The sequence below is a fragment of the Amycolatopsis sp. NPDC005232 genome, assembly GCF_040607795.1.
Taxonomy (GTDB): Bacteria; Actinomycetota; Actinomycetes; order Mycobacteriales; family Pseudonocardiaceae; genus Amycolatopsis.
The window spans coordinates 1-16,479 of the sequence record NZ_JBEXHL010000037.1 but is presented as its reverse complement, the minus strand read 5'-3'; the positions used below and the strand labels follow the sequence as shown (position 1 = coordinate 16,479).

The 16,479-nt window shown below is 70.0% G+C and carries 18 protein-coding genes; 11 read left to right on the top strand and 7 right to left on the bottom strand.

Translation table 11 applies throughout. The features are described 5' to 3' along the window. Positions 1 to 20: 20 nt before the first annotated feature. The 3 genes from ABZU76_RS42475 to ABZU76_RS42465 are packed head-to-tail and all read right to left on the bottom strand — an operon-like array spanning position 21 to position 2,701. Entirely contained in the window at positions 21 to 929 is a 909-nt protein-coding gene (locus ABZU76_RS42475; protein ID WP_354881257.1) for a glycosyltransferase family 2 protein, read from the bottom strand. Further along, positions 929 to 1,744, bottom strand: coding sequence for an ABC transporter ATP-binding protein (locus ABZU76_RS42470; protein ID WP_354881254.1), 816 nt, complete (start codon positions 1,742 to 1,744; stop codon positions 929 to 931). Before ABZU76_RS42470 ends, ABZU76_RS42475 begins: the two co-directional genes overlap by 1 nt. A gap of 3 nt (positions 1,745 to 1,747) precedes the next feature. Beyond that, positions 1,748 to 2,701 carry an ABC transporter permease gene (locus ABZU76_RS42465; RefSeq protein ID WP_354881251.1) on the bottom strand — a complete coding sequence of 318 codons (954 nt, stop codon included), beginning with the start codon at positions 2,699 to 2,701 and terminating at the stop codon, positions 1,748 to 1,750. Between the two features lie 144 nt (positions 2,702 to 2,845). Between ABZU76_RS42465 and ABZU76_RS42460 the strand changes: the two genes are divergently transcribed. Genes ABZU76_RS42460 through ABZU76_RS42440 form a run of 5 tightly spaced genes read left to right on the top strand, consistent with a single transcriptional unit; the run spans position 2,846 to position 5,997 of the window. After that, positions 2,846 to 3,475 carry a hypothetical protein gene (locus tag ABZU76_RS42460; protein WP_354881432.1) on the top strand — a complete coding sequence of 210 codons (630 nt, stop codon included), beginning with the start codon at positions 2,846 to 2,848 and terminating at the stop codon, positions 3,473 to 3,475. Positions 3,476 to 3,508: 33 nt separating this feature from the next. Next, complete coding sequence (locus ABZU76_RS42455) at positions 3,509 to 3,955, top strand: hypothetical protein (protein ID WP_220245636.1); 447 nt, start codon at positions 3,509 to 3,511, stop codon at positions 3,953 to 3,955. Then, positions 3,952 to 4,413: a GNAT family N-acetyltransferase gene (locus ABZU76_RS42450; protein WP_354881247.1), complete on the top strand. Its 462-nt coding sequence runs from the start codon at positions 3,952 to 3,954 to the stop codon at positions 4,411 to 4,413. Before ABZU76_RS42455 ends, ABZU76_RS42450 begins: the two co-directional genes overlap by 4 nt. A 32-nt stretch (positions 4,414 to 4,445) precedes the next feature. Beyond that, complete coding sequence (gene pseI, locus ABZU76_RS42445) at positions 4,446 to 5,495, top strand: pseudaminic acid synthase (RefSeq protein ID WP_354881244.1); 1,050 nt, start codon at positions 4,446 to 4,448, stop codon at positions 5,493 to 5,495. 10 nt (positions 5,496 to 5,505) lie between these two features. Then, positions 5,506 to 5,997, top strand: coding sequence for a DUF4345 domain-containing protein (locus ABZU76_RS42440; protein ID WP_220245639.1), 492 nt, complete (start codon positions 5,506 to 5,508; stop codon positions 5,995 to 5,997). Here ABZU76_RS42440 and ABZU76_RS42435 read toward each other — a convergent pair. Continuing rightward, on the bottom strand, positions 5,901 to 7,076 hold the full coding sequence (locus tag ABZU76_RS42435; RefSeq protein ID WP_354881240.1) for an aminotransferase class V-fold PLP-dependent enzyme: 1,176 nt from the start codon (positions 7,074 to 7,076) through the stop codon (positions 5,901 to 5,903). The two genes, ABZU76_RS42440 and ABZU76_RS42435, sit on opposite strands and share 97 nt — an antisense overlap. Then, on the bottom strand, positions 7,069 to 8,052 hold the full coding sequence (gene pseB, locus ABZU76_RS42430; RefSeq protein ID WP_220245641.1) for a UDP-N-acetylglucosamine 4,6-dehydratase (inverting): 984 nt from the start codon (positions 8,050 to 8,052) through the stop codon (positions 7,069 to 7,071). The genes ABZU76_RS42435 and pseB overlap by 8 nt, the downstream gene beginning before the upstream one ends. A 62-nt stretch (positions 8,053 to 8,114) precedes the next feature. Between pseB and ABZU76_RS42425 the strand changes: the two genes are divergently transcribed. Genes ABZU76_RS42425 through ABZU76_RS42410 form a run of 4 tightly spaced genes read left to right on the top strand, consistent with a single transcriptional unit; the run spans position 8,115 to position 11,527 of the window. Then, positions 8,115 to 8,852, top strand: coding sequence for a glycosyltransferase family protein (locus ABZU76_RS42425; protein ID WP_354881237.1), 738 nt, complete (start codon positions 8,115 to 8,117; stop codon positions 8,850 to 8,852). After that, positions 8,849 to 9,820: a spore coat protein gene (locus ABZU76_RS42420; protein ID WP_354881234.1), complete on the top strand. Its 972-nt coding sequence runs from the start codon at positions 8,849 to 8,851 to the stop codon at positions 9,818 to 9,820. The genes ABZU76_RS42425 and ABZU76_RS42420 overlap by 4 nt, the downstream gene beginning before the upstream one ends. Positions 9,821 to 9,829: 9 nt before the next feature. After that, a complete protein-coding gene (locus ABZU76_RS42415) occupies positions 9,830 to 10,345 on the top strand; it encodes a hypothetical protein (protein WP_354881231.1) in 516 nt (171 codons plus the stop codon). Between the two features lie 39 nt (positions 10,346 to 10,384). Continuing rightward, complete coding sequence (locus tag ABZU76_RS42410; RefSeq protein WP_354881228.1) at positions 10,385 to 11,527, top strand: epoxide hydrolase family protein; 1,143 nt, start codon at positions 10,385 to 10,387, stop codon at positions 11,525 to 11,527. 436 nt (positions 11,528 to 11,963) lie between these two features. On the opposite strand, the gene ABZU76_RS42405 is transcribed toward ABZU76_RS42410, so the two are convergent. Beyond that, a complete protein-coding gene (locus ABZU76_RS42405; protein ID WP_220245646.1) occupies positions 11,964 to 12,539 on the bottom strand; it encodes a bacterial proteasome activator family protein in 576 nt (191 codons plus the stop codon). A 103-nt stretch (positions 12,540 to 12,642) separates the two neighbouring features. Here ABZU76_RS42405 and ABZU76_RS42400 point away from each other — a divergent pair, with 103 nt between their 5' ends. Next, on the top strand, positions 12,643 to 13,842 hold the full coding sequence (locus ABZU76_RS42400; RefSeq protein ID WP_220245647.1) for a cysteine desulfurase-like protein: 1,200 nt from the start codon (positions 12,643 to 12,645) through the stop codon (positions 13,840 to 13,842). 21 nt (positions 13,843 to 13,863) lie between these two features. Here the strand turns inward: ABZU76_RS42400 and ABZU76_RS42395 are convergent, their stop codons facing one another. After that, on the bottom strand, positions 13,864 to 14,841 hold the full coding sequence (locus ABZU76_RS42395) for an NAD(P)H-quinone oxidoreductase (RefSeq protein WP_354881224.1): 978 nt from the start codon (positions 14,839 to 14,841) through the stop codon (positions 13,864 to 13,866). Positions 14,842 to 14,924: 83 nt separating this feature from the next. Here ABZU76_RS42395 and ABZU76_RS42390 point away from each other — a divergent pair, with 83 nt between their 5' ends. Then, positions 14,925 to 16,421, top strand: coding sequence for a M28 family metallopeptidase (locus ABZU76_RS42390; RefSeq protein ID WP_354881221.1), 1,497 nt, complete (start codon positions 14,925 to 14,927; stop codon positions 16,419 to 16,421). Positions 16,422 to 16,479 lie beyond the last annotated feature (58 nt).

The following is a 16,479-nucleotide window of genomic DNA, read 5'->3' as shown; positions in this document are numbered from 1 at the left end:
GCCCTTTGTCGTACAGAGTCTCAGTAGCGGTAGAACTTCTCCGCCCGGCCTTGCCGCACCAGCTTCAGCCACTGCAGGAATGCCTTCGGGTCGCGCTTCACACCGACGAAGTACAGGCCGAAGCGGATCACTTCCAAGGCGCCGATCTTGCGCATGCCCGGCTGCGAGAGCAGGTAGCCGCGGTTGCGGTAGGTGTAGTAACGCTTGACCTCGTTCTCGGGGTCCTGCGCGTGGAACTTCCCGCCCAGCATGGGTTTGAACTCGTCCGAGCCGTCGGGGTGCAGGTAGGTCGTGCGCAGCGACGTGCCGAACGGCAACCCCGAGCGCACGAGCCGGCGGTGCAGCTCCACCTCGTCGCCGCGGAAGAACAGGCGCAGGTCCGGCACGCCGGTGACGTCCAAAGTGGACGCGCGGAACAGCGCGCCGTTCATGAGCGACGCGATGCCCGGCAGGAAGTCCGTGCCCAGCTCCGCCGACGAGCGCTTCCACGTGAGCCCGCGCCGCAACGGGAACGCGAGCTTGGCCGGCGCGTTGATGTTCGCCACCACCGGCGAGATCTCCGCGAGGCCGCGCTTTTCGGCTTCCTCCAACAGGATCTGCAGCACGTGCTCGTCGGCGGGACGGCCGTCGTCGTCGGCGAGCCAGACCCACTCGGCGCCGAGGGCGAGCGCGTGGAGCATGCCGAGCGCGAACCCGCCCGCGCCACCGAGGTTCCGGTGCGAAGGCAGGTACGTGTAGGGCAGCGGGTACGCCTCGACGGCGTCCCGCGCCGACTGGTCCGGGCCGTTGTCGACCACGACGAGGTGGTCGACCGGCCGCGTCTGCGCGGCGATGATCTTCAGCGAGTCCGCGAGCAGCTCACGACGGTGGCGCGTCACCACCACGCCGACGACGGCGCCCTCGGGCAGCTGCTGGGTCTCGCTGGTCATCATTCCCCGCCGTTCTTCGTGCCCACGGGCTCGATGCCGAGCCGCTCCAGGCCTTCCTGGCTCATGTTCTCGAACGGGTCGCGGCCCTTGTAGCCGGTGAGGACGTCGCGCAGCGAACCCTGCTGCTTGACCTTGCCCTCGTCCATCCAGATCGCGGAGTCGCAGAGCTCGAAGAGGAACTCGTCGGAGTGGCTCGCGAAGACCAGGATGCCGGAGCGCTTCACCAGGTCCTTGAGGCGGTCGCGGGCCTTGTTGAGGAACGCCGCGTCGACCGCGCCGATGCCCTCGTCGAGGATCAGGATCTCGGGGTCGATCGAGGTGACGACACCCAGCGCCAGGCGCACGCGCATGCCCGTGGAGTACGTGCGCAGCGGCATCTGCAGGTAGTCGCCGAGCTCGGTGAACTCCGCGATGTCGTCGACCCGCTTCTCCATCTCCTTGGCGGTCATGCCGAGGAAGAGGCCGCGGATGATGATGTTCTCGACGCCGGAGATCTCCGGGTCCATGCCGATGCCGAGGTCGAAGACCGGGGCGATCTTGCCGGTGATCCGGGCCGCACCGCGGGTGGGCTCGTAGATGCCGGCGAGCAGGCGCAGCAGCGTGGACTTGCCGGCGCCGTTGTGGCCGACCAGGCCCACGCGGTCGCCGTCGCGCAGCTTCAGGGTCACGTCGTGCAGCGCCTCGATGATCGGCACCTTCTGGTCCGTGCCGATCTTGCCGCCGACCTTGCCCAGCACGCGCTTCTTCATCGACCGCGTCTTGGCGTCGAAGATCGGGAAGTCTACGAACGCGTTGTGGACGTCAATGCTGACCATGTGTCACACCCAATACGAGACGCGAGAGCGGTAGTTGCGCATGGCGACGAGCGCGAGCGCCCAGCCGACGATCGTGAGCCCGCCGACGATGGCCCAGCTGGTCCAGCTCACGGCCTCCCCGAGCAGCGGGGCCCGGGTCACCTGCATGTAGTGGTACAGCGGGTTCGCCTTGATGAACGGCAACGCCCAGGACACGCTGTCGCGCGCGCCCCCGGCCTCGAGCTGGTCGACCGGCCAGACGATCGGCGTAGCGTAGAACAGCAGCTGGATCAGGGAGTTGATCACCTGCGGGATGTCGCGGAAGCGCGTCGAGATGATCCCGAGCAGCAGCGCGGCCCAGCACGCGGTGAGTCCCAGCAACAGGAAACCCGGAATGGCGAGGAAGATGTTCCAGCTCAGGCCCGGGTGGCAGAACTTGTCCGGGACGCACGCGCCGGTCTTCGTGCCGAGCGAGTACTTGTCGTCGAGCGCGCCGAAGAAGATGATCAGCAGCACGAAGTACACGATCATGTTGTGCGCGAGCAACAGGGTCTGACGCCAGACCGTGCGCAGCACGTAGACACTCAGCGGCGCGGGGAGCTGCTTGATCATCCCCTCGTTCGCGATGAACGTCTCCATGCCCTCGGACAGGCAGCCCTGGATGAAGCCCCAGATGATGAACCCGGTGGAGATGTAGGGCAGGAACACCTGGATGGGCAGGTTGAACAGCTGTGAGTACAGCAGGCCCAGCCCCAGCGCGATGACCGCCTGGCTGATCGTGATCCAGAACGGACCGATCACCGACCGGCGGTAGCGCTGTTTGATGTCCTGCCAGCCAAGGTGGGTCCACAGCTGGCGAGCTGCGAGTCCCTCCTTGATGTCGGCGATCGCCCTGGAGAACGTCTTGCGGTCCGACGCAGGTGGTAACGGCATCGAGACCTCGGGTTCGGCTACGTGAACCGTGCTGGTGGCATGCACGTGGACGAGGGTACCGATCGGAGGTCTCGTCCTCGGGACGCCCCGGCCCAGGCGTGCTTCCGACCTGTCGATACCGCACCGGACACGCGGTGTGTCCTGGTAGTTTCTTGCCCCATGACTGCTGCTCTCGGCGCGGCGAGCCTGATGGTCGATCTCCTCGCGGCGTACGCCGATCGTCCCGACCCCAAGTCGGTCGCGGTTGTCGGCAACCAGCCCCTGGACCCGGACTCGGCGCGGGCCAAGGCCGTGGACGACTGCGATCTCGTGATCCGCGTCAACGGTTTCGTCGTCGACGAGCCGGAAGGCCCGGAGGTGACCGGGCGCAAGGTCCACGCCGTGGTCTTCAACCGCGCCGTGCGGGCCACTCGCCACGTTTTCCGCGACTACCGCAGCAGACTGTATCTGCTGGTGGAGCCGGGCCGGCTGCACTGGGAACCGGAGGCGCTGCCGGGCTGGTGGCCCGCTGACCTGGGGTTCGTGCCGGTGCCCAACCGCGAGGTCGTGCTGCCGTTGTCCGACGCGCTCGGCCTGCCGACGCGCACGGAGTCGACCTGGTCGACCACGGGAACGCTCGCGGCGTGGATCGCGCGCATGTCGTTCCCGGACGCGCAGCTGGTCCTCACCGGGTTCTCCTTCATCGACAACCCGAACCAGACTTCGTGGGAGCACGCCGCCGGCGATTCCTGCATCGTGGGTCCCGAACACCAGATCGCCGCCGAGGGCAGGCTGCTGGACTCGTGGACCCGGACCGGCGACACCGTTCTGCTGCGCTGACCCAGTTTTCCGAATCCCGAAGGAACCGTCCCCATGGCAGTCCAAAAACTCCGCTCCGGCCTGTTCAACCGGATCGCCCGGCTCATCGACTTCCGCATCGAAGAGCGGATGCGCGAGACCGTTCGTGACCTGAACCACCGCGTCAACGACCTCGAGCACGCGACCGCTGACCACCGGCGCCGGCTCGACGCCGCGGAGTCGGGCCTCGAGCACGCCCGCGGCGACCTGCTCTGGACCCGCGCCGAGCTCGACCGGATCATCCCGCACATCGCCGCGCAGGAGGCGCAGCTCGAGACGCTGCGGGAGTCGATGGCACTCGTGCCGCGCGCCGACAGCGCCGAGATCGCCGAGTCGCGGTCGCTGATCGAGGAGATCCAGCGCCAGCACGCGCAGATCCGCGTCCGGCTCGCCGGCATCGCGCGGTACGAGGACCGGCTGCGCCGCCTCGAGGACAACCGCCTGGCGCCGTCGGCCCAGTGAGCCCGCTCGCGGCTCGCGAGGCCACCGAGGACGACGCCGAGCTGCTGCTGGCCTGGCGAAACGACCCGCGCACGCGGGAGGCGTCGCGGTCCACCGGCGTGATCGAGCTCGCTGACCACTTGCGGTGGCTGCGCGGCGTGCTGGCTTCGCCGGATCGGCTCCTGCTGGTCGTTTCCGACGACGACGGGCCCGTGGGCACCGTGCGGTTCGACCGGGAACGGCCGGGGGAGTGGGAAGTCAGCATCACGCTCGCTCCGGCGAGCCGTGGTCGGGGACTTTCCCTCGCTGTGCTCACGCTCGGCGAACGCCTGCTCATCGAGCGTGAGACGGTGAGCGCGATCCTCGCCGCTGTGCACCACGACAACGCGGCTTCGACGGCGTTGTTCGAGCGCGCCGGGTACGTCGAGTCGGCGCCCGCCGAGGAGGGCTTCCGGTGGCTGCGCAAGACTCGGGGGTGACCCGCACGCGCACCACCGGGAGGACGCCACCCATGTCCGAAGTCCGCATCGGCGCCCACACGCTCGGCCCGGACCGGCCGCCGTTCGTCATCGCCGAGATGTCCGGCAACCACAACGGCGACCTCGACCGCGCTCTCGCGATCGTCGACGCGATCGCCGATGCCGGCGCGCAGGCGGTGAAGCTCCAGACCTACCGCCCCGACACGATCACGATCGACGTCGACGGCCCCGCCTTCCGCATCGGCGACGGACATTCCTTGTGGGGCGGGGAAAACCTGTACAAGCTGTACGAAAAGGCCCACACCCCGTGGGAATGGCACGAACCCATTTTCGAGCGCGCCCGCTCGCGCGGCCTGGAAGCGTTCTCCAGCCCGTTCGACCCGACAGCCGTGGAGCTGCTGGAATCGCTCGACGTGCCCGCGTACAAGATCGCGTCTTCCGAGATCGTCGATCTGCCGCTGGTTGACTTGTGTGCCCGCACCGGCAAGCCGCTCGTCATCTCGACGGGCATGGCGAGCATCGCGGAGATCGATGCGGCCGTCCGCACCGCCCGCGACGCCGGCAACGACCAGCTCATCGTGCTCGGCTGCACCGCCAGCTACCCGGCCTCGCCGTCCGAAAGCAACCTGCGCGGCCTGCCGGTGCTCGCCGGCGTCACGGGCACGCTCGTCGGCCTGTCCGACCACACGCCGGGCATCGGCGCGCCACTGGCCGCCGTTGCGCTGGGGGCGGTGGCGATCGAGAAGCACGTGACGCTCGCTCGCGCCGACGGTGGCGTGGACTCGGAGTTCTCGCTGGAGCCCGCCGAGCTGGCCGCGCTGGTGACCGAGAGCCACCGCGCGTGGGAGGCCCTCGGCCGCCCGGTGATCGGCCCGCGCGAGAGTGAGCAGGAAGGTCTTCGCCTGCGCCGCTCGCTGTACGTCGTGGCGGACGTTCGCGCGGGCGACGAGGTGACGTCGTCGAACGTCCGGTCCATCCGCCCGGCCGGGGGCCTGGCGCCGGCCGAGATCACGACGGTGCTCGGCCGCACCTTCCGCGTCGACGCCGCAAAAGGCACGGCTTTGACCTGGGACCTGATCTAGTCTCGGCCGCATGGCACGAGCGAAGTCGCGCAAGGCGTTGCTGACCGTCCTCGGCGTCCTCGGGGCGATCCCCGTCGCCAGCGGCCTGACCGGGATTTTGGGCGGCCCGGAGCGCGCCCCGGGCGGCGCCCCCGCCGCGCCCAGCGTCGACAGCGAATACCGCTTCGTCAACACGTTCTGGACCGCGGCGGGCCTCGCGCTGTGGTGGTCGCTCCGCCACCCGGAAAAGCGCGCGGCGACCACTCGTGTCGTCCTCGGCACGGCGGCCGTTGGCGGGGTCCCGCGGCTGATCTCGGCTCGGCGGGTGGGCGCGCCGCATCCGGTGTTCCGCGCGGCGATCGTGCTGGAGCTGGTGGTGGTGCCGTTGGTGCTGGTGTGGCACGCGGTGGTGGTGCGCGGCGAGGGTCAGACCCCGAAGAAGCTCCGCACCCCGTCCACAACCCGGTCCACATCCGCGTCCGTCAGGGACGGGAAGAGCGGCAGCGACAGCTCCTGCTCGTAGTACGCCTCGGCGTTCGGGCACAGGCCGCGGCGGTAGCCGAGGTCCTCGAAGACCGGGTGCCAGTAGGCGGGGATGTAGTTGACCTGCACGCCGATGCCCAGCCCGCGCAGGTGGTCGAACAGCGCGCGGCGGCGGCCGTCGAGGACGCGCAGCGGGTAGAGGTGCCAGACGGGGTCGGCGCCGGGCCGCGAGGGCGGGGTGAGTACTCCGTCGACGTCAGCCAGCGAAGCGTTGTACCGCGCGTGGATTTCGGCGCGGCGCTTCTTGAACTCGGCCAAGCGCGTGAGCTGGCTGCTGCCCAGGGCGCACAGGACGTCGGGCAGGCGGTAGTTCAGGCCGAACTCGTGCACCTCCTGGTGCCAGCCGCCTTCGTCCGGGTAGCGCTGCAAGGCCTTGTCGCGCACGAGGCCGTGGTTGCGGAATGCCTGGGCCCGGCCGAGTAGCTCCGGCGACGCGGTGACGACGGCGCCACCTTCGGCCGTCGTGAGGTTCTTGGTCGGGAAGAACGAGAACGTGGTCAGGTCGGCGAGCGACCCGACCGGGCGGCCTTGCCAGCTGCCGCCCACGGAGTGCGCCGCGTCCTCCAGCAGCAGTGCGCCCGCGTTGTGCGCGACTTCGGCCAGCGCGTCGAGCTCGGCGGGATGGCCGGCGTAGTCGACGGCGGCCACGACCTTCGTGCGGTCGGTCACGAGAGCTGCCGCGGCCTCGACGGCGAGGTTGCCGGTGTCGGGCTCGACGTCGGCGAAGACCACCTTCGCGCCGTGCAGCGCGGCGGTGGCGGCGGTGGCGACGAACGTCATCGGCGACGCCACGACCTCGTCACCAGGCTTGATCGCGGCGGCCGCGTACGCGACGTGCAGCGCCGCCGTGCCCGAAGTGACGACAACGGCCGGGGTCCCGCCGGTGTGCAGAGCCAGGTCGGCCTCGAACCGCGCGACGGCGGGACCGGTGGTGAGCCAGTCGCCGCGCAGGACCTCGGTGACGGCGGCGATGTCCTCATCGGTAACGGACTGGCGGCCGTACGGGAGAAACTCCGCCGACGTGCTCTTTCCCGCGGAGGCGGCGTCGGACTCAGCCATACTGCTCGACCAGCTTGCGAAGTTCGTCCGCTTCGAGCCACAGGTCGTTGGTGTCCGAGCGGTACGCGAACCCTTCGGGCATCGGCTTGCCGTCGGCGGGTGCCTCGTAGCCCCAGCCCGCCAGGTGCGGCTGCACGACGTAGCGGTCCGGCAGCTGAACGGTCCGGCGCGCGTCGTCGGGCGCGATCATCTCCTCGTGCAGCTTCTCGCCCGGGCGCACGCCGACCTCGTGCATCGGCGAACCCGGCGCGATGGCCTGCGCGAGGTCGACGAGCCGCATGCTCGGGATCCGCGGCACGTACAGCTCACCGCCGTGCATCTGGTCGAACGAGTCCACCACGAACTGCACGGCCTGCGGCAGCGTGATCCAGAACCGCGTCATGTCCTTGTGCGTGATCGGCAGCGACTCGCCCTGCTCCGCGAGCTTGCGGAAGAACGGGATCACGCTGCCGCGCGAGCCCATCACGTTGCCGTAGCGCACCACGGAGAACCGCGTGACGTGCGCGGCCGCGTAGTGGTTGCCGCTGATGAACATGCGGTCGGCGCACAGCTTGGTGGCGCCGTACAGGTTGATCGGGCTCGACGCCTTGTCGGTCGACAGCGCGACGACCTTCTTCACGCCGGTGTCGATCGCGGCCTCGATGACGTTCTGCGAGCCCATCACGTTGGTCTGGACGAACTCGAACGGGTTGTACTCACCCGTGTCCACCTGCTTGAGCGCCGCGGCGTGCACGACGTAGTCGACGCCGTGCATGGCGCGCTCGAGGCGGCGGCGGTCGCGGACGTCACCGATGAACCAGCGCAGCCGCGGGTCGTCGTTGAACAGTTGGCGCGCTTCGTACTGCTTCAGCTCATCGCGGGAGAGCACGACCAGGCGGCTGGGGTTCAACTCCGCCAGGGCGTAGGTGATGAACGCCTTGCCAAATGAGCCGGTCCCGCCGGTGAGCAGGATGCTGGAGCCATCCAGCTCGGACATCGACGACCTCCGCGGTTGGGGTTCTTGGTTCTGGCGCGTTGCCGCAGGCCATCATGTCACCCATGCGTGAAGGCCTCGGCGTCAACGCCGTGATCCAGGCCCGGTCCTCCTCGACGCGCCTGCCGGGCAAGGTGCTGCGGCCCCTGGCCGGGCGCAGTGTCCTCGGCTGGGTCGTCCGCGCGGCGGCGGCCGCTCCCGGTGTGGACCAGGTCGTCGTCGCCACCTCGGACGCGCCCGACGACGACGCGGTCGCCGAGGAGGCCGTGCGCTGCGGGGCCCTGGTCGCGCGCGGCCCGCTCGACGACGTCGTGGCGCGCTTCGGCGTGTCCCTGGCCGCCTACCCGGCCGACGCCGTCATCCGGCTCACCGCCGACTGCCCCCTGCTCGACCCCGCTTTGATCGGCCGGCTGGCCGCGGTGTGGCGCGCGGAGCCCTCGCTGGACTACGTGAGCACCACGCTCGTGCGCACGTTGCCGCGGGGTTTCGACGCGGAGCTGGTGCGGGCCTCGGTGCTCGCGGAGCAGGTCGAGATTGCCGAGGGCCCGGACCGCGAGCACGTGACGTCGGCGATCTACCGGCAGCCCTCGCTGTACTCGTGCACGGGCATCGTGGTGAGCCCGGCCGCCGACGACCTGCGCGTCACCCTCGACACCCCGGAGGACTGGGAGCTTCTCTCGGCGGTTGTTTCGGTTCTGGGTGATCAGCCCGCGTCCTGGCGTTCGGTGGTGTCGCTGCTGCGCTCCCGGCCGGATCTGGTGGCTTTGAACGCGCACGTCGAGCAGAAGAAGCTCGGCCAGTGAAGCTCCTGCTGCGCGCCGATGCGTCCGCGGTGATCGGCGCGGGCCACATCGCGCGCGTCGTGGCCTACGCCGAGCGCGCCGTCGCACGCGGCTGGGACGTTTCCTTCGCGGGCACGACCGACAATGCGGAGTGGCTCGCCTCCCGTTTCGACGCGCTTTCGGTGCCGGTTTTGCCGGTCTCTGACTGGGCTTCTCTCGCCGCGGGCTTCGACGCGGTCCTCGTGGACCACTACGCGCTGGGCGACGTACGCGCCGAAGTCAACGCCGCGGGCGCGCTGCTCGTGTCCCTGGAGGACGACACCTTCGGCCGCCGGCCTGCGGATGTCGTGGTGGACGCCGGGATTTCGCCTTCGCCCCGCCCTTCGGATGGTTCGGGCGTGCTGCTGCGTGGCGTCGAATACACGGCGTTGCGCTCGGGGGTTTTGGCTGCTCGGGCCCGTCGATCCGCTGTTGTTTCCCCGTCGCCCCATGTCACGGTCGTCTTGGGCGGCGGCGCCGAATGGTCGGGGACGGTCAGCCTGCTGCTCCGCGCCCTCGCCGCCACTGGGCTGCCCTTCTCCGCCGACGCTCTCGTCCGCGGCGAGCCTGCTCTGCCGGACCTGTCGGACGATCAGTCCATCCGAGTCGCCGCCCCGCACCCCGGCCTGCTCGATCTCCTGGCCATCACCGACGTCGCCATCAGCGCCACCGGCGTGACCTTCCTGGAACTCTGCTGCCTCGGCATCCCGACGGCGGCGGTGCAGCTCGTGGACAACCAGGCGCCCGGCTACCGGGCCGCCGTGGACCTCGGCCTGGCAGTGGGCCTGGGCGACGCCGGTTCTCTGGCGGATCGGCTGCCCGCGGTGGTTTCCGCGCTGGGTTCTCTGCTGTCGAACGCCGGCTTGCGGTCCTCTTTGTCCTCGGCCGCCGTGTCCACTGTGGATGGACTCGGCGCGGACCGGGTCCTGGATGTCATAGCTTCGAGCTAGGGGGATTCGATGGATTTCTCAGGCGTTTTCGGCACTGAGCACGCCTCGCCGCAGGACATCGACTGGGCGGCGGTGGAAGCCGCCTTGGGCACCGCTCTGCCCGCCGACTACCGCGCCTACGCCGACACCTATCCGGCCTTGTACCTGGACAAGCTGATCACCATCCGGCACCCGCTGGCCGTGAGCGAGTGGGCGAAACTCGCCGAGGGCGCGAAGCCGGTGCTCGAGTCGTTCGCCTACGGGCGCAGCCAGGTTCCCGACGCCGTGCCGTACTCCCTGTTCCCCGAACCGGGCGGCCTGCTGCCCTGGGGGTACGACGACGACGGCGCCGACTACTTCTGGCGGACTGCCGGCTCGCCCGACGAGTGGACCGTGCTCGTCTTCGACAGCGGCGAGTGGTGGGAGTTCCCGCGCGGCTTCGGCGCGCTGTGGACCGAATGGGCCGGCGGGCGGATCACCAGTCCGCCGCTGGGTCGGGAAGACGTCCTGCTGCCCGGATTCTCCGTCGAGCGCGTGGATGATTGAGGACCGAAGCTGTCCTCAAGGGGTTCTAGCGTTTTCGGCATGACTCTCACCCCGTTCCGCGTCAACGTCCCGCAAGCCGACCTCGACGACCTGCACGAACGGCTCGCCCGCACGCGCTGGCCGGACCAGCCCGAGGGCGTTGGGTGGGACCTGGGGATTCCGGTGGACGAGGTGAAGGACCTGGCCGAGCACTGGCGGCTGCGGTTCGACTGGCGGGCGGCCGAGGAGCGGATCAACGCGTTCCCGCAGTTCACCACCACCATCGACGGCGAGAACGTGCACTTCCTCCACGTCCGCTCGCCCGAGGAGGGGGCCACGCCGCTGCTGCTGACGCACGGCTGGCCCGGGTCGATCGTGGAGTTCCTGGACGTGATCGGACCGCTCGCCGACCCCCGCGCGTACGGCGGGGACCCCCACGACGCGTTCCACGTGGTCGTCCCGTCGATCCCCGGCTTCGGCTTCTCCGGCCCGACGCGCGACCGCGCCTGGGGCCCGGCCCGCGGGGCGCGCGCGTGGGCTTCGCTGATGACCACCCTCGGCTACGACCGCTTCGGCACCCACGGCGGCGACTGGGGCGCGTTGATCTCCCGCGAGCTCGGCGTGCAGTTCCCTTCGCGGGTGCTCGGGGTGCACGTCACCATGCTGCCCACCGCCGTCGCCCGCTCGGAGTCGGACTTGGAGGGCTTGACCGGCGCCGAACTTTCGCTGGCCGAACGGTCGTTGGAGAAGTCCCGCGCCTTCCAAAACGCCGGGACCGGCTACGCGATCATCCAGTCCACCAAGCCGCAAACGCTTGCGTACGGCCTCACCGACTCACCCGCCGGCCAACTCGCGTGGATCGCGGAAAAGTTCCGCTCCTTCTCCAACACCACCCACGACCTCATCGACCGCGACGACCTCCTCACCGACGTCGCCCTCTACTGGTTCACCGCCACGGCCAACTCGTCCGCCCGCATCTACGCCGCGTTGGAGGGTCCGTGGGGTGCGCCCCTCCCCGTTTCCACGGTCCCCACCGGCGTCGCGGTGTTTCCCGACGACATCGGCCTGCCCCTCCGCCCCCTCGCCGAACGCACCGACAACATCGCCCACTGGTCCGAGTTCCCGGCCGGCGGCCACTTCCCGGCCCTCGAACAACCGGACGCGCTGATCGGTGACATCCGGAAGTTCTTCGGGAGCTTGTGAACTTGGGGGTGTGAACGGTCCCTTCGCGCTCGGTCGCCGGCGTGAGGGGACCGTTCGCGTCGGTGCCGCGGCGCGAGGGGACCTTTCGCGTTCGCCGGCGCGAGGGGACCGTTCGCACTCAGTTGGCGGCGCGAAAGGAGTGTTCGCACCGAGTTGGCGGCGCGAGGGGACCGTTCGTGGCCGCCCGCGCGGCATGAGGGGACCGTTCGCGCTCCGGCAGTGGTGCGAGAGGACCGGTCGCGCGCGAGCGAGGGCACGAAGGGACCGCTCGCGACCACCAACCAACCCAACCAACCCGACCGACCGCGAAAAGCCCACTCACCCCAAAACAGCAAGAAGGGACCGTTCACACGCCACCCAGCGCACGAACGATCCCCTCATCACCAACGCCTCAGCGCGTCGAGCAAGCCCTCAACACCCTCAAGACGTCAAGACCTCACAAATACTGCCCAGTCCCACTGATCCCAGGCCTCTGCCCCTCAGCACCGGGCCCACCCGGCATCACCGCACCCGACGACCCCGCCGGCAACCCCCGGCGCATCTGCTCCAGCTGCACCCGCGCCGCCATCTGCTGGGCGAACAGGGCCGTCTGGATGCCGTGGAACAGCCCCTCCAGCCACCCCACCAGCTGGGCCTGCGCGATCCGCAGCTCGGCGTCCGACGGAGTCGAGTCGTCGGCGAACGGGTGCACCAGGCGCTCCAGCTCCTCGCGAAGCTCGGGCGCCAGGGCCTCCTGCAGTTCGCGCACCGAGTTCTGGTGGATCTCGCGCACCCGGTTCCGGCTGGCGTCGTCGAGCGGTGCCGCGCGGACTTCCTCCAGGAGCTGCTTGATCATCGTCCCGATGCGCATCACCTTGGCTGGCTCTTCGATCAGCTCGCCGACGGCCTCGTCGGCATCGCCGTCAGGCACGGTGGAGCCGACCGGGACCCCGTCGGGGCCGACGACCACCACGTGGGGGGTCGACTCGGCGTCGGAAGTCTGCCGGAAGTTCGGCTCGCTCATGGGCTCCATCCCAATCAGAATCGCTGGCGGTCGTGTCCGAGCCTAGCGCCATCCGCGGCCCCGGACCCAACCCCGCGGTAACCGCTAAACCGCACGTCCGTACGGTGTCACCATGGCGTTCGACGTCGCTCGTATCCGTGGGTTGTTCCCCGCGCTGGGTGACGGCTGGATTCACTTCGACGGCGCCGCCGGAATGCTGGTCCCGGAACAGGTCGCTTCGGCCGTTTCGACGGCCATGCGTGCCCCGGTGTCCGGGCCGGGGGGAGCGTTTCCGGCCTCACAGCGTGCGGAGAGCATTGTCACCGCGGCCAGGCGAGCCGTGGCAGATCTGGTCGGGGCGGACCCGGCTGCCGTCGTGCTCGGGCCGAGTGCGCCGGTGATGCTGCGGCGCCTCGTGGACGCGCTGGCGGAGCGCTGGACGATCGGCGACGAGGTCGTCGTGTCCCGGCTCGACGAAGAGGCGAACCTCGCGCCGTGGCAGCGCGCCGCGAAGCGCGTGGGCGCGGTCGTGCGCTGGGGCGAGATCGACATCGAGACGTGCGAGCTGCCCGCGTGGCAGTACGAGAACCTCGTGTCCGCGCGCACCAAAGCCGTCACGGTCACGCTCGCGTCCGGCTCGGTCGGCACGCGACCCGACGTCCCCACGGTGATCGAGTTCGCCAAGCGCGTCGGCGCGCTCGTGGTGGTGGACGCGACGTACGCGGCCCCCTTCGTGCCGCTCGACCTCGCCGAGCTGGGGGCTGACGTCATGGTCGTCTCCGCGCAGGCGTGGGGCGGCCCGTCGGTGGGCGCGCTCGTGTTCCGCGATCCCGAGATGCTCGAACGCATCCCGTCCGCCTCGCTCGACCCGGCCGCCCGCGGCGCCGCGCGCCTCGAGCTCGGGCCGCACGCGTACCCGCTGCTCGCCGGACTCGTCGCCTCGATCGACTACCTCGCCGGCCTCGACGACGCCGCGTCCGGCTCGCGCCGCGAAAGACTCGTGACGTCTCTCGGCTCCGCCAAGTCGTACCACGCGGGCCTGCTCGCGCAGCTGTCCACGGAGCTCCGCTCACTGCGGCACGTGATGGTGATCGGCGACGCGATGCGCCGCATCCCCGCGCTCGCGTTCGCCGTGCAGGGCAAGAAATCGCCGGAAGTCGCGGAGTACCTGGCGTCGCAAGGCCTCTGCGCCTTCGCCGACGACGGATCGGCCGGCGTGTTCGCGTCGCTCGGCGTCGGCGAGGTGGGTGGCGCGGTGCGCATCGGGCTCGCGCACTACTCCAACGTCTTCGAGATCAACCAGCTCGTGCGCGTCCTGGAAGAGCTGCGCTGACGCCCAGCGCAGCTCCCCCGCTCAGGACTTCGCGGTCAGCAGGATCTTCCCGAACACGTCGCCCTCTTCCAGCATCCGGTGCGCGGAAGCGGCCTCGGCCATCGGCACGACCTGGCCGATGATCGGCTTCACGGACCCGTTCGCCACCAGCGGCCACAGGCGTTCACGCACGTCGGCGACGATCGCGGCCTTCTGGTCCAGCGGGCGGAACCGCAACCCGGCGGCGAACACGCTCGCGCGCTTGCCCAGCAGGCTGCCGATGTTCAGCTCGCCCTTGATCCCGCCCTGCATGCCGATGATCACGAGCCGTCCGTCGGTGCGCAGTGCGTCGACGTTGCGCTGCAGGTACTTCGCGCCCATGTTGTCGAGGATGACGTCAGCGCCCTTGGCCTCGGCCCGCAGGACCTCGACGAAGTCCTGCTCCTTGTAGTTGATCGTGATGTCGGCGCCGAGCTGGCGGCAGCGTTCCAGCCGCTCGGGCGAACCGGCGGTGACGGCGACCGTCGCGCCCAGCGCCTTGCCGACCTGGATCGCGTGGGTGCCGATGCCGCCCGCACCGCCGTGGACCAGTAGCGTCTGGCCTTCGGCGAGCTTCGCGTGCATCACGACATTGGCCCACACCGTGCACGCGACCTCCGGCAGCCCGGCCGCCGCGAGCAGCTCGACCTCACCGGGCACGGGCAGGAGCTGGCCGGCGGGCACGACCACGCGCTGGGCGTAGCCCCCGCCCGCGAGCAGCGCGCACACCTCGTCGCCGACCTGCCAGCCTTCGACGCCCTCGCCCAGCTCCGCGATCGTGCCGGAGCACTCGAGGCCGATGGTCTGGCTCGCCCCGGGCGGTGGCGGGTAGTTGCCCTGGCGCTGCAGCAGGTCCGCCCGGTTGACCGCGCCGGCGGCCACGTCGAGCAGCACTTCACCGGGGCCGGGGCTGGGGTCGGGGACTTCGGTCCACTCGAGAACTTCGGGACCGCCGGGTTCGCGGATCGTGATCGCGTACATGCGCCCGACTGTATCGCCCACCTCGCAGTCTCCGCCGAATGCCGCATTGACGTTCCGGACACCGGGCACAAAGGTGAGCAACCATGTCATTAACTCGTAAAAGACTCATCCCGCCGGTGATCCTGGCGGCCTGCGCGACTCTGGCGCTGGGCACCACCCCGGCCGTGGCCGCGAAGAGCGACGATCTCGCCAAGCAGCTGACGAAGAAGGTGACCCTCGACGGCGTCAACCGACACCTGATCGCGCTGCAGCGCATCGCCGACGCCAACGGCGGCACGCGAGCCGCGAGCACCGACGGGCACAAGAAGTCCGCCGAGTACATCGCGGGCAAGCTCGAAGCCGCGGGCTTCAGCGTCACGCGGCAGGAGTTTCCCTTCACCTACAACGAAACCCTCGCCGAGACGCTCACCGTCGACGGTGCCGGCGTGCCCGTGATCGCGATGGAGTACACGCCGTCGACACCGGTCGGCGGCATCACCGCACCCCTGGCTGTCGTTCCCGCCGACGCCACCCCGGGATGCGAAGCGAGCGACTACACCGGCGTGACCGGCAAGATCGTGCTCGTGCCGCGCGGCGCGTGCCCGTTCGCGCAGAAGCAGCAGGCCGCAGCCGACGCGGGGGCGATCGGCGCGCTCATCTCCAACAACGAACCCGGCCCGCTCAACGGGACACTCGGCACTCCCGCCGACGCGCGCATCCCCACCGGCGGCCTGTCGCAGGCCGACGGCCAGGCGCTCGCCGCGAAGGACGGCGCCACCGTGCAGCTGGAGCTGCGCACCTTCCAGGAAGCGCGGACCAGCTACAACGTGATCGCCGAGACGAAAACCGGCCGCAAGGACAACGTCGTGATGCTCGGCTCGCACCTCGACAGCGTCCCGGCGGGCCCCGGCATCAACGACAACGGCACGGGCTCCGCGGCCCTGCTCGAGACCGCGCTGCAGCTGGGCGCGAAGCCGAAGGTGAACAACGCCGTGCGCTTCGGTTTCTGGAGCGCGGAGGAGTTCGGGCTCGTCGGGTCCACATACTACGTCGATTCGCTGAGCTTCGAGCAGCAGCTCGACCTCGCGCTGTACCTGAACTTCGACATGATCGGCTCGCCCAACGCCGGCTACTTCGCCTACGACGGCGACGATTCCGACCACGTCGGCGCCGGCCCCGGCCCGTACGGCTCGGCGCAGATCGAGAAGACGTTCGTCGACTACCTGACCGGCCGCGGCGTCGCCATCGAGGGCACCGACTTCACGGGCCGCTCGGACTACGGCGAGTTCATCGCCGTCGGCATCCCGGCGGGCGGCCTCGACACGGGCGCCGAGGTGCTCAAGACCGAGGCCCAGGCCACGAAGTGGGGCGGCACCGCGGGTATCGCGTTCGACCCGTGTTACCACCAGGCGTGCGACAACCTGGGCAACGTCGACCGCGTCGCCCTGGACCGCAACGCCGACGGCCTCGCGTGGGCGCTGGGTGTCTACGCGACCAGCACGGAGTCGGTGAACGGCGTCGCGCCGGGCAAGCCGGGCAAGGCCGCGAAGAAGCACTCCGCGCACAAGCTCGCCGCCACCGGAGACACGGCGGCCGCGTAGGTTCCCAAGCACCCCAATGTGGCGTGGGGGGGGGGGGGTTTAGTAATCCTCCCCGATG